This window comes from Pseudomonas sp. SDO5522_S412, assembly GCF_054071215.1.
In genome coordinates, this window is record NZ_JBSVWQ010000174.1 from 1 (window position 1) to 12076 (window position 12076).

The 12076-nt window shown below is 62.0% G+C and carries 11 protein-coding genes; 5 read left to right on the forward strand and 6 right to left on the reverse strand.

Annotated features, from left to right (window positions below):
* Positions 1–80 precede the first annotated feature (80 nt).
* From ACW9I6_RS24960 to ACW9I6_RS24975, 4 genes are read right to left on the reverse strand one after another with little or no spacing between them, the layout of a single operon-like run.
* Positions 81–824, reverse strand: coding sequence for a penicillin-binding protein activator LpoB (locus ACW9I6_RS24960; RefSeq protein WP_457339956.1), 744 nt, complete (start codon positions 822–824; stop codon positions 81–83).
* Positions 825–827: 3 nt separating this feature from the next.
* Positions 828–1415 carry a penicillin-binding protein activator LpoB gene (gene lpoB, locus ACW9I6_RS24965; protein ID WP_003214026.1) on the reverse strand — a complete coding sequence of 196 codons (588 nt, stop codon included), beginning with the start codon at positions 1413–1415 and terminating at the stop codon, positions 828–830.
* Between the two features lie 35 nt (positions 1416–1450).
* The gene (locus ACW9I6_RS24970) at positions 1451–1822 is read right to left on the reverse strand and encodes a YcfL family protein (RefSeq protein WP_008439304.1); all 372 of its coding nucleotides are present in this window, start codon (positions 1820–1822) and stop codon (positions 1451–1453) included.
* 10 nt (positions 1823–1832) lie between these two features.
* Positions 1833–3230 (reverse strand): COG3014 family protein, encoded by a 1398-nt coding sequence (locus ACW9I6_RS24975; protein WP_003214023.1) that lies wholly within the window; start codon positions 3228–3230, stop codon positions 1833–1835.
* A gap of 307 nt (positions 3231–3537) precedes the next feature.
* On the opposite strand from ACW9I6_RS24975, the gene ACW9I6_RS24980 reads away from it, so the two are divergent.
* Both ACW9I6_RS24980 and ACW9I6_RS24985 read left to right on the forward strand, forming a co-directional pair.
* Entirely contained in the window at positions 3538–5433 is a 1896-nt protein-coding gene (locus tag ACW9I6_RS24980) for an FTR1 family protein (protein ID WP_214499832.1), read from the forward strand.
* Positions 5434–5435: 2 nt separating this feature from the next.
* Positions 5436–5888 (forward strand): YaiI/YqxD family protein, encoded by a 453-nt coding sequence (locus ACW9I6_RS24985; protein WP_003214020.1) that lies wholly within the window; start codon positions 5436–5438, stop codon positions 5886–5888.
* Here the strand turns inward: ACW9I6_RS24985 and elbB are convergent.
* The gene (gene elbB / locus ACW9I6_RS24990; protein ID WP_003214018.1) at positions 5885–6550 is read right to left on the reverse strand and encodes an isoprenoid biosynthesis glyoxalase ElbB; all 666 of its coding nucleotides are present in this window, start codon (positions 6548–6550) and stop codon (positions 5885–5887) included. The genes ACW9I6_RS24985 and elbB overlap by 4 nt on opposite strands.
* A gap of 115 nt (positions 6551–6665) precedes the next feature.
* Between elbB and ACW9I6_RS24995 the strand changes: the two genes are divergently transcribed.
* Complete coding sequence (locus ACW9I6_RS24995; protein ID WP_008439297.1) at positions 6666–7901, forward strand: sterol desaturase family protein; 1236 nt, start codon at positions 6666–6668, stop codon at positions 7899–7901.
* Here the strand turns inward: ACW9I6_RS24995 and ACW9I6_RS25000 are convergent.
* Complete coding sequence (locus ACW9I6_RS25000) at positions 7882–8520, reverse strand: DedA family protein (protein ID WP_003214015.1); 639 nt, start codon at positions 8518–8520, stop codon at positions 7882–7884. The genes ACW9I6_RS24995 and ACW9I6_RS25000 overlap by 20 nt on opposite strands.
* Positions 8521–8749: 229 nt before the next feature.
* Between ACW9I6_RS25000 and hemB the strand changes: the two genes are divergently transcribed.
* Positions 8750–9763, forward strand: coding sequence for a porphobilinogen synthase (gene hemB / locus ACW9I6_RS25005; protein ID WP_457339957.1), 1014 nt, complete (start codon positions 8750–8752; stop codon positions 9761–9763).
* A gap of 18 nt (positions 9764–9781) precedes the next feature.
* Positions 9782–12010, forward strand: a complete 2229-nt coding sequence (gene ppk1 / locus ACW9I6_RS25010) for a polyphosphate kinase 1 (protein WP_003214009.1) — start codon at positions 9782–9784, stop codon at positions 12008–12010.
* Positions 12011–12076 lie beyond the last annotated feature (66 nt).

Below are 12076 nucleotides of genomic sequence, written 5' to 3' on the forward strand. Positions count from 1 at the left end.
CCAGATGTATTGACTGACCCACCGCATTCGCGAGCAAGCCCGCTCCCACATTGGTTTTATGTCGGTAGCGGGATTTTCGTTCAGCGCAGGATCTTCGGCGCTTCATCCCGTGGCAGGTTATTGCGCAATGCAGGCTTTCCAGGTGCTTCCTGATAACCACCGCCGAGTTGTTCGGCCAACTGCCGCGCCACATCCTCGCCCAACGCCTTCGACACTTCCCGCACCACGCGAGGCCGGTTCAGGCTCACGCGCACGTCACGGTTGTTCACCAGCTTGGTGTCCTGGCCTTCGCCCATGGCGGTAAACGCCGAGGTGATCTCAAAGGTGCGGGTGTTGATCAGGCTGAAATCCGCCACCAGCGTCAGGCCCAGCACCGCCGAGTAGCTGTTGGTGTGGTCCAGCGCGTTGATGTCCTGGGTGAAGTCGATATCCGACAAGGTGCCGAACAGCACGTAGTCCGCACCCTTGAAGTTACCGGCCTTGATCCGCTTGATCACGTCATACACATCGCCCTTGGCGTCCGCGGTGTAAGGCGTGCCCTGCACCAGCTGGAACTGCCGCGACTTGAGGATTTCCCCCTTGATGTCGCCGCTGAACTTGCGCAGCTCGGTCTGCTCGATGTAGCTGGTACGACTTTCGTATTCGCTGTAGCTCGAGGCGCCGCTGGCGTTGTAGGCGCTGGCCTGGAAATTATTGCTGGCCGCGATCTGGTGGATGTACTCCTCCACGCGAGCCTCGTAGGCCAGGTCGGTTACCGCGATCTTCGGTGCGGCCGAGGCGCCAAAGGCGCACAGCAGGCCGATCATGCCGATCCATGCACGCATTGCTTAGCGCTCCGTGGTCTTGCGGATTTCTTTTTCGTCCATCCATTCGGCCAGGCCGCTTTCGACGTCGACCAGTTGCAGGCTGAACTTGTAGAACACGTCCTTGTAGTCCGAGCTGCGCTTGACGATGGAGCTGATGGAGCCTTCCAGGCGGTATTTGGCGGCGACCATGTTGCCGGTCTTGCTGACGGTCGACTTCTTGTACAGGCCGCTCTGGTTCTGCAGCTTCAGTTGGTCGACCTGGCTTTGCATGTCGGTGTTGTCGCTGGCGAAGCGGGCGGTGCCGGTCTTCATCAGCTGGGTCTTGATCGACGTGGTGATCTCGCGGGTATCGATGTACTCGCTGGTCTTGTTCTTCACGTCATACACCTGCACCACCGGGCGGCCTTGCAGGATGCCGGACTGGGCCAGGGAGCGGGTCATGCTTTCGGCGATCATCTGCAGGTCGGTGGAGCCGAACTCGTTGGTCACCAGTTCCACGGCCTTGCTGTCGCCGTAGCTGATGTTTTTACCGCCCAGGACTGGCGAGGTGTTGGCGCAGCCGCTGGCCAGGACGGCCACCACGGCGAGGAACGAGAAGCGTGCAAACATGGGGATGTCTCTCTGAAACTGAATGAGTGGGTGGATCAAGGCGTCTTCACTTCAAGGCGGAAGTCGGCAGCCTGGGGCAGGTTGGCGATGGCCGGCAGGAAGGTCGCCTGGTTTGCGTAGAGGTTCAGCACCTTCCAGGTCTCTTCATCACCCACCGGGAAACCGTCGGCACCCAGCCACGCGAAGCGGTAATACATCATCTGGTTGCTGCTGGTGATGTTGCTCAACTGCACCTTGGCGGTCAGGAAGCCGTTTTCCCGGGCGACCCGGATGGCGCCGACGGCGATGCCCTTGAACTTGCCCATCACCACGATCTTGCTCGCGGCGCTTCCGGGTTCCGGCGGTGGCGGGGTGGCGCAACCGGCCAGCAGGACCAGCGCCAGGGCGCCGAGGATGAAATGACGCATAGCGTGCTCCTTAAGGTTGTTTGAGAGTGGCGACGGCCTGGGGCGGATTGTTCTGCACCACGTGGGCTGCAAGACCGCCGGCGAAGACCTGGTTGCCGACCACGCGCAGGGTGATCACCTGGTAGCGCTGATCGGCCTTGACCGTCACCAGCGTGCCGCCCAGGGCGTTGGGCAGGCTGACCTGGTGCTCGCCGTGCTTGAGGCGCAGGCGTGTCACCTGGGTCATGTCCGGCAGGGTGCGCCAGGTGCGGGTGTCGGCGCCTTCGGTGACGGCCGAGGCAATACCGAGTACCAGGCCTGCCATCGGGTTGGTCTTGTTCAGGTTGTTCTGGGTGATGCCGCGAGTGACGGCGCGCACGGTGGTGCGCAGGATGATCCCCGGCATGTCATCCCGCAGGGCGCGGCGGGACATGGCGGTGGTGCTGTTGAGGGCAGTGAGGTTCTGTTGCCGGCCGTCGACACCGATCTGGGCGAAGGGCGCGGTCGAGGTGTCGGGCTTGATCACCGGGAACGACAGTGGCGTGATCACCAGGTGGCCGTCGATGGGGATCGGCAACGGCAGGCGAATCGAGTCGCGGGCCGGCGCCAGGCCGCTTTGCACCACGATCAGCACGTCAGTCTCGTCCGCACCGACCTTGGATTTGTCCAGGTCGAGCAGGGCCTGTTCCAGCAGCGGTGTGTTGGGGCGCAGTTCGGCGGCCTTGCGATAACCCGGTGCGGCCAGGTCTTTTTCGCCCAGGGCTTCGTAGACGAAGCCGGCCAGGTAGTGGCTGAAAGCGCTCTGGTAGCTGTTCTTCAGGCCTACCACTTCAGGGGCGTTGAGGCTTTCCACCGGGTAGCCGCGCAGGTCCTTGAACTGGGTCGCGATGCCCTGGCGCTCGGCCTCGTTTTCGCTCTTGAGGTATTCCTTGTCCCGCAGGTCCGCAATCACCGCTTCGCGTTCGTGGGTCTTCTTGATCTCGGTGCGGGCACCGTCGAAGTCATTCAGCGCCAGCAGGTTGAGGGCCATCTGGGTGGTCAGCATGACCTTTTCGTAGTCGTAGCCTTCGTAACGGCGGACCTTGTCATTGACCAGGAAGGCGCCGAACTGCGCGAGGTACTTGTCGGTGTCGAACTTGACCGACTCTTCCCACTTGTAGACTTGCAGGTCGGCGCTGCGCCAGGCGACCTGGCTGCCGGTCAGGTCGCCCTTGGCGCGCAGCAACTCACCCTTTTCGAAGTAGTAGAGAAGGTCCTTGTCGTCGCCGGTGTTGTTCTTCTCAAGCAGCGTCAGCGCGGCGTCGACGTTGCCGGTGGCCAACTGCTGATTGGTGGCTTGCAGCTCGGTGTCGTAGCTGCGAAACATCGAACAACCGGACAGCAAGGTCACTGCCGCGAGCGCGAGCGAGGTAAAGGCGCGAGATGCCATCGAAGAGCTTCTTCCCTGAACGTAATCGGCCGAATGTGCTGGTCGGGCCGAATCACCAATGGCAGGAACGCGTTGCGATCCGGCCAATTCCTCATAAAAAGAGGAGCTGAAATGCCATTTCGAAATAACGAAGGCGCGGCATTATAAGCTGCATTACTGGCAAAACAATGGCCTTTTGGATCCGATTTTTAGCTCGGATGCCACTACCTCAGTGTCGTTATCCCCATCCCCGAATCACTAACGCCTTGAGTCAAACCCCTTAAGGTTTGACAATGTGTTACTTCGTATTTCCCTTTGAGATTCATTCATGATTGCCCCCTTCCGTTTTCTTGCCTGGCTGGTGCTGCCGGCGTTGATGTCGTGCAGCTTCAACCTGCTGGCTGCGACTGCCGAGGGCGCCCCGCAGGCCCTGCATTTACTGGATTACATCGGTGCGGACTACCCGCCGACGGTCGAGGCGGGCAAGGTTATCGATGATTCCGAATACCGTGAACAGGTAGAGTTTCTCGGGGTGTTGCAGGGGCTTGTGGCCGATCTGCCGGAAAAGCCCGAGCGTGCCGAGCTGATAAAAGGCGTGGATGAACTGTTGGCGGCGGTGACGGCTCATCAGGATGGCGCGGCAGTTGCGCACCAGGCCCGGCAATTGGGCGCCAAGTTGGCAGTGGCCTATGAAGTCAGCCAGGCCCCGGCCATTACCCCCGATCCGACGCGCGGTGCGCCGCTGTACGCGCAGAACTGCTCGGTGTGCCACGGCGCCACAGGCGCCGGCGATGGCCCCGCAAGCGTGGGCATGACGCCGCCGCCCGCCAACCTGCGGGACGCTGCACGCCTCGATCGCTTGAGCCTCTACGCGATCTACAACACCCTGGGTCTGGGCGTGGAAGGCACCGACATGCCGTCGTTTGCCGATCAACTGGACGACCGCCAGCGCTGGGACCTGGCGACCTATATCGCCGGCTTCACCGCCGACCCGGCTGCCGCGAACAGTGAAAAGTCCTTCAACCTCGCCGACCTCGCGCGCCAGACCCCCAACGAAGTGCTGGCTGCCGAAGGTCCCGGCGCAGTTGCCACCTTCCGCGCCCAGCGCGCCCAACCGCCGCAGGTCAAGCGTGGCCCGGCGCAGTTGCTTGATTACACCGCGGCCACCCTCGACAAAAGCCTCGCCGCGTTCCGCAATGGCGAGCACGAGCAGGCCTACGACCTGTCGGTAGCCGCCTACCTGGAAGGTTTCGAGCTGGTTGAAAGCTCCCTCGATAACGTTGATGCCAACGTGCGCAAGGACACCGAAAAGGCCCTGATGGCCTACCGGCAGTCATTGCAGGACGGCTTGCCGATCGAGCAAGTGCAGCAGCGCCTGGATGTGGCCAAGGGCAAGCTCACCGAGTCGGCCGGCCTGCTGGGCAGCGATGGCTTGAGCTGGTCCCTGAGCTACATCTCCGGTTTGCTGATCCTGCTGCGCGAAGGCCTGGAAGCGATCCTGGTGTTGGCGGCGATTCTCGCGTTCCTGCGTAACACCGGCCAGCAATCGGCGGTGCGCAGCGTCAACGTCGGCTGGGGCCTGGCGCTGTTGGCCGGCTTGGCGACGTGGGCGTTGGCGGCTTATGTGATCGACGTCAGCGGCGCCCAGCGCGAGTTGCTGGAAGGCTGCACGGCGCTGTTTGCCAGCGTGATGGTGCTGTGGCTCGGGGTGTGGATGCACGACCGCCGTCACGCGGCCGCCTGGCAGGACTACATCAAGAGCAGCCTGGTAGGCGGTGGCGGGCGCTTCGGTTTTGCGATGCTGGCGTTCTTCTCGGTGTACCGCGAGCTGTTCGAAGTGATCCTGTTCTACGAAACCCTGTGGTTGCAGGCCGGCCCTGCCGGGCACAACGCGGTATTGGCCGGTGGCGCCACGGCGCTGGTGCTGTTGGTGGGCCTGGCCTGGGTGATTCTGCGGGGCTCGGCGAAACTGCCGCTGGCGCTGTTCTTCGGCATAAACGCGGCGTTGCTGTGCGCGCTGTCGGTGGTATTCGCCGGGCATGGCGTCAAGGCGTTGCAGGAAGCCGGGATCTTCGGCACCCGGCCGGTCGCGTTCTTTGACTTCGACTGGCTGGGCATTCACGCCGATGCCTATTCCCTGAGCGCCCAGGCCGTGGCGATCCTGGCGATTGTGGTGCTGTACGGTCGCAGCCGGCTCGCTGAAAAGCGCCGGGTGGTGGCTTAACCATGCGCGTGTGGATCGATGCAGACGCCTGCCCCCGGGCGGCCAAGGATCAGGTGGTGAAGTTCGCCCTCAAGCGCCAGTTCGAAGTGGTGCTGGTGGCCGGGCAGAGCCAGATCAAGCCGAGCTTCTCGTGCGTGAAGTTGATCGTGGTGCCCAGCGGCCCGGACGCGGCCGATGACTACCTGGTGGAGCACGCCGTGCCCGGTGACCTGGTGATCTGCAGCGATGTGCCGTTGGCCGACCGCTTGGTGAAGAATGGCGTGGCTGCGCTCGACCCACGAGGCAAGGAGTTCAGCCCGCAGAACATGAGCGAGCGGCTGGCGGTGCGTAACCTGTTCACCGATCTGCGGGAACAGGGCCAGATGGGCGGTGGCCCGCCGCCCCATGGGGACAAGGACAAGCAGGCGTTTGCCAATTCGCTGGATCGGATTCTGACCCGGCTGATGAAGGCCTAATCGTTCTCGTGGGTGAGTTCCAGCACCCGGTCCACCAGCTTGTTGATGCCTGACGCCACTTCGCTGATGCGTTTGCCCAGCATGTAGGCCGGGGTACTCACCAGCTTGCGCGCCTTGTCTTCGACGATGTCGTCGACCGCGCATTCCTGGTGGGTGGCGCCCATCTTGTCCATGGCGGCTGCGGTGTCGGCGTCATTGCCGATGGTGCAGGTCACGCCTGGGCCATAGATCTTCGCTGCCAGCGCCGGCGAGATGCAGATCAGCCCGACGGGCTTGCCCGCTTCGGCAAACGCCTCGGCCAGTTCCAGCACCTGCGGGTTGACGCTGCACCCGGCGCCTTCCACGGCAAAGTTCGACAGGTTCTTCGCCGCGCCAAACCCCCCGGGCACGATCAGTGCGTCGAAATCCTCGGCGTTGGCCTCACGAATGTCCTTCACCTCGCCACGGGCAATGCGCGCCGACTCCACCAGCACATTGCGCGACTCGGGCATCTCCTCCCCCGTCAGGTGGTTGATCACATGCAACTGGGCAATGTTCGGCGCAAAACACTGCACCTCGGCGCCGCGCTGGTCCAGGCGCAGCAGGGTGATCACGCTTTCATGAACCTCAGCCCCGTCGTACACGCCACAGCCGGAAAGGATCACTGCAATCTTTTTGCTCATGGGCATTTCTCCTGATTCATGGCGTTAAATGTCTACTCATTTGTCACTCATTGCCAATGGGATATCCAGCCGCTACACCTACTCTAGATGTAACAATAATTGACCGGACTTGCCCATGGACTTCGTCCCTTACGCGGTACCGTTTTTCATTGCCTTGATCGTGGTCGAGCTGCTGGCCGACTACCGGCGCGGCCAACGCAACTACCGGGTGGCTGACGCCATCAACAGCCTCAGCACCGGCGTGCTGTCCACCACCACAGGGCTGCTGACCAAAGGGGTGGGCATCCTCACCTATGCCTTCGCCCTCAAGCACCTGGCGATCATCGAGCTGTCGGCCCAGAGCGTCTGGACCTGGGTGTTCGCCTTTGTGTTCTATGACTTCTGCTACTACTGGCTGCATCGCATGGGCCATGAGCGCAACATCCTCTGGGCCGCGCATTCCGTGCATCACCAGAGCGAGGACTACAATCTCAGCACCGCCTTGCGCCAGACCAGCACCGGCTTCCTGCTGAGCTGGATCTTCTACTTGCCGCTGGCCGTGTTGGGCGTGCCGCTGGTGGTGTTTATCAGCGTGGCGTCCCTCAACCTGCTGTATCAATTCTGGGTGCATACGCGGCATGTGCCGAAGCTCGGCTGGTACGAGTGGTTCTTCGTCACGCCATCCAATCATCGGGCCCACCATGCACAGAACGCTCTCTACATGGATCGCAACTACGGCGGGGTGTTCATTATTTGGGACCGCCTGTTTGGCTCCTTCCAGGAAGAAGACGATAACGAGCCGGTAATCTTTGGCGTGACCACACCCTTGGCCAGCTGGAACCCGCTGTGGGCCAACCTGCAGTTTTATGCGCAGCTGTGGAGTGATGCACGGCGCACCGAAAGTGGGTGGGACAAGCTGCGGATCTGGTTCATGCGCACCGGTTGGCGCCCGGCGGATGTGGCGGCAAAGTACCCGATGGCCAAGCCGGACTTGAGCCAGTTCCGCAAGTTCGAGGTGCCGCTGGATGGGCGCCAACAGATTTACATCGCGCTGCAGTTTGCCGCGTACGTGGGTTTTGGCAGCTACCTGATGAATTTCGGCGAGGGCTTGCCGACCGCTGCCCTGGTGTTGGGCTGGAGCGCGATGGCATTGGGGTTGTTTACCCTGGGGGTGGCGCTGGAGAACCGCCCGTGGGCGTTGAAGGCTGAACTGCTGCGCCTGGCACTGAATGTGCCTTTGGTGTGGCTGGCGCCGCTGGTGGGGCTGTGGCCGGCCAGCGCGTTGGGCTGGCTGGGGCTGGTCAGTTACAGCTTGCTCAGCGGCATCGGCCTCTACTGTTGCAGAGACCGGCTTACTCGACTGGCGTCGTAGGCTTTTCGGCTTTTTCAGGTTCGCCGGCCGCCAGGCGAACCTTCTCGGCGGCACAGGCTTCGCGGGTCAGGCGGGCGTTCTTGACGCGCCGGCGAATCCACAAGCCCAGGCCCAGCACCAGCAGTGCGCCCAGCACCCACAGCTCGTATTTCTTGACGCTGCCCAGCATGCCTTCCAGTACCGCGCCGAAATGGTAAGCCGCAGCGCCCAGCGCAGCGGCCCACACGGCGGCGCCAATCCCGTTGAGCAACAAGTAGCGACCCGGCGGGTAGCCCGACAAACCAATGGCCACCGGCATCACCGTGCGCAAACCGTAGACAAACCGGAAGCTCAGCACCCAGATGTCCGGGTGCTTGCGAATATGCTCCAGGGCCTTGTCGCCCAGCAGTTGCCAGCGCGGCTTGCGCGCCAACAGTTTGCGGCCGTGCTTGCGTCCCAGGAAGTACCACAACTGGTCGCCGGCGTAGCTGCCGAAAAAGGCAACGACCACCACCAGGTTGATATCCATGTATCCACGGAACGCCAGGAAGCCTGCGAGAACCAGGATGGTTTCGCCTTCGAAGAAGGTGCCTAGGAACAGCGCAAAGTAGCCGAAGTCATGCAGAAATTGTTGAAGCATGGTCTGGGTGCTGGCGAAATGAACGCGCAGCCTACGCCTTCGTGAACATTCATGAAAGTATCGAGATGTGTCACGAAGTGAACAATTCCTACATAAACGACGAATGCGACTACAGGTCGCACGCCGGTTGCCTTACGGCGCATGAGCTAACCACAACTGTAATTCCTTCGTCATAATGGCCGCTTATAACTGTCACGCTCGCCCGTCAAGCCGGGCTCAGGAGTCTGCCGTGAGCTTTACCCCCGCCAACCGCCTGTTTCCCGCCACTCGTCTGCGTCGCAACCGTCGTGATGATTTTTCCCGGCGCCTGGTGCGTGAAAACGTGCTGACGGTGAATGATCTGATCCTGCCGGTGTTTGTGCTGGACGGTGAAAATCGTCGGGAAGCGGTGGCGTCGATGCCGGGCGTGGAGCGCTTGACCATTGATTTGCTGCTCGAAGAGGCCGCGAACTGGGTTGAACTGGGGATTCCGGCGCTGGCGCTGTTCCCGGTCACGCCGTCTGGGCTGAAGTCACTGAACGCCGCCGAAGCCTGGAACCCCGACGGCATCGCCCAGCGCGCCACCCGCGCCTTGCGTGAACGCTTTCCGGAGCTGGGGGTGATTACCGATGTGGCGCTGGACCCGTTCACCACCCACGGGCAGGATGGCATTCTCGACGAAGAAGGCTATGTTCAGAACGACATCACCGTTGATGCGCTGGTAAAACAGGCCTTGTCCCACGCCGCAGCGGGCGCCCAGGTGGTGGCCCCCTCGGACATGATGGACGGTCGCATCCAGGCGATTCGCGAAGCCCTGGAGCTGGCCGGCCACGTCAACGTGCGCATCATGGCCTACTCGGCCAAGTACGCCAGCGCCTATTACGGCCCGTTCCGCGATGCGGTGGGTTCGGCGCTGAACCTGGGCAAGGCCAACAAGGCCTCGTACCAGATGGACCCGGCCAACAGCCACGAAGCCCTGCACGAAGTGGCCGCGGACCTGGCCGAAGGCGCCGACATGGTGATGGTCAAGCCCGGGATGCCGTACCTCGACATCCTTTATCGGGTCAAAGAGGAATTCAAGGTGCCGACCTTTGTCTATCAGGTCAGCGGTGAATACGCCATGCACATGGCCGCGATCCAGAATGGTTGGTTGAGTGAAGGGGTGATCCTTGAATCCCTGACTGCCTTTAAACGCGCGGGTGCCGATGGCATCCTGACTTACTTCGCCGCCCGCGCTGCCCAATTGCTTAGAGAGCAACACTAGCCCTCACAGGAACACTCGATGAATACCGAAGGACTCACAGAAGTTGCCGTAAAAGACGCTCACCCGGTGGTCGAACAAGCTACCGAGACCCCGCCGGAGCTGGAGCCGGCCCCGCCTGCCGTGGTGGCCGAAGCGCCCGCTGCCGCGCCGGTACCGGTGGTTGCGGTTACCAACCTGGATGACAGCAGCCTGTACATCCATCGCGAGCTGTCACAACTGCAATTCAACATCCGCGTGCTGGAACAGGCACTGGATGAGTCCTATCCGTTGCTGGAGCGGCTGAAATTCCTGCTGATCTTCTCCAGCAACCTGGACGAGTTCTTCGAGATCCGTGTCGCCGGCCTGAAGAAGCAGATCACGTTCGCCCGTGAACAAGCCGGTGCCGACGGCCTGCAACCGCATCAGGCCCTGGCCCGCATCAGCGAGCTGGTACACGGCCACGTGGACCGCCAATACGCGATCCTCAATGACATCCTGCTGCCGGAACTGGAAAAGCATCACGTGCGCTTCATCCGGCGCCGGCACTGGACCACCAAGATCAAGACCTGGGTGCGCCGCTACTTCCGCGACGAAATCTCGCCGATCATCACCCCCATCGGCCTCGACCCGACGCACCCGTTCCCGCTGCTGGTGAACAAGAGCCTGAACTTCATCGTCGAGCTGGAAGGTATCGATGCCTTCGGTCGCGACTCGGGCCTTGCGATCATTCCGGCACCGCGCCTGTTGCCACGGATCATCAAGGTACCGGAAGAGGTGGGGGGCGCTGGCGATAACTATGTATTCCTTTCGTCGATGATCCACGCCCACGCCGATGACCTGTTCCAGGGCATGAAGGTCAAGGGCTGCTACCAGTTCCGCCTGACCCGTAACGCCGACCTGGCGCTGGACTCCGAAGACGTCGAAGACTTGGCCCGCGCCCTGCGCGGCGAGCTGTTCTCCCGTCGCTACGGTGATGCGGTGCGCCTGGAAGTGGCGGACACATGTCCGAAACACCTGTCCGACTACCTGCTCAAGCAGTTCAACCTGAGCGAGACCGAGCTGTACCAGGTCAATGGCCCGGTGAACCTGACGCGCCTGTTCAGCATTACTGGTCTGGACAGCCACCCGGAGCTGCAATACACGCCGTTCACCCCGCAGATCCCGAAACTGCTGCAAAACAGCGAGAACATCTTCAGTGTGGTGAGCAAGCAGGACATTCTGCTGCTGCACCCGTTCGAGTCCTTCACCCCGGTGGTCGACCTGCTGCGCCAGGCCGCCAAGGACCCGCACGTGCTGGCTGTGCGCCAAACCCTGTACCGCTCCGGCGCCAACTCCGAAATCGTCGATGCGCTGGTAGACGCCGCGCGTAACGGCAAGGAAGTGACGGCGGTGATCGAACTGCGGGCGCGGTTCGACGAAGAGTCCAACCTGCAACTGGCCAGCCGTCTGCAAGCCGCCGGTGCGGTGGTGATCTACGGCGTGGTCGGCTTCAAGACCCACGCCAAGATGATGCTGATCCTGCGCCGCGAAGCCGGTGAGATCGTGCGCTACGCCCACTTGGGCACCGGCAACTACCACGCCGGCAACGCCAAGCTCTACACCGACTACAGCCTCCTGACCTCCGACGACGCCTTGTGTGAAGACGTCGGCAAGCTGTTCAGCCAGTTGATCGGCATGGGCAAGACCTTGCGCATGAAGAAACTGCTGCACGCGCCGTTCACCCTGAAGAAGGGCATGCTCGACATGATTGCCCGCGAGACCCAGTTCGCCCTCGAAGGCAAGCCGGCGCACATCATCGCCAAGTTCAACTCGCTGACCGATCCGAAGATCATCCGCGCGCTGTACAAGGCCAGCCAGTCGGGTGTGCGTATCGATTTGGTGGTGCGTGGCATGTGCTGCCTGCGGCCGGGCATCGCCGGGGTATCCCATAACATCCACGTGCGTTCGATCATCGGGCGCTTCCTGGAGCACACGCGGGTGTTCTACTTCCTCAATGGCGGCGAGGAGCAGATGTTCCTCTCCAGTGCCGACTGGATGGAGCGCAACCTCGACAAGCGTGTGGAGACCTGCTTCCCGGTGGAAGGCAAGAAACTGATCATGCGGGTCAAGAAGGAGCTGGAAAGTTATCTCACCGATAACACCCACAGCTGGAGCCTGCAGTCGGACGGGCGCTACGTGCGCAACACCCCGACCGGCAACCAGAACCCGCGCAGCGCCCAGGCGACGTTGCTGGAGAAGCTGGGCAGCCCGATTCTGACGGTGAACTAAAAACCGACGCGGTCAAAAATGTGGGAGCGGGCTTGCTCGCGAAAGCGGTGGATCAGTCGATGAATC

Coding starts and splice junctions, on each gene's coding strand:
- ACW9I6_RS24960 (WP_457339956.1), bottom strand. CDS start 824: ATGCGTGCATGGATCGGCATGATCGGCCTGCTGTGCGCCTTTGGCGCC.
- lpoB (WP_003214026.1), bottom strand. CDS start 1,415: ATGTTTGCACGCTTCTCGTTCCTCGCCGTGGTGGCCGTCCTGGCCAGC.
- ACW9I6_RS24970 (WP_008439304.1), bottom strand. CDS start 1,822: ATGCGTCATTTCATCCTCGGCGCCCTGGCGCTGGTCCTGCTGGCCGGT.
- ACW9I6_RS24975 (WP_003214023.1), bottom strand. CDS start 3,230: ATGGCATCTCGCGCCTTTACCTCGCTCGCGCTCGCGGCAGTGACCTTG.
- ACW9I6_RS24980 (WP_214499832.1), top strand. CDS start 3,538: ATGATTGCCCCCTTCCGTTTTCTTGCCTGGCTGGTGCTGCCGGCGTTG.
- ACW9I6_RS24985 (WP_003214020.1), top strand. CDS start 5,436: ATGCGCGTGTGGATCGATGCAGACGCCTGCCCCCGGGCGGCCAAGGAT.
- elbB (WP_003214018.1), bottom strand. CDS start 6,550: ATGAGCAAAAAGATTGCAGTGATCCTTTCCGGCTGTGGCGTGTACGAC.
- ACW9I6_RS24995 (WP_008439297.1), top strand. CDS start 6,666: ATGGACTTCGTCCCTTACGCGGTACCGTTTTTCATTGCCTTGATCGTG.
- ACW9I6_RS25000 (WP_003214015.1), bottom strand. CDS start 8,520: ATGCTTCAACAATTTCTGCATGACTTCGGCTACTTTGCGCTGTTCCTA.
- ppk1 (WP_003214009.1), top strand. CDS start 9,782: ATGAATACCGAAGGACTCACAGAAGTTGCCGTAAAAGACGCTCACCCG.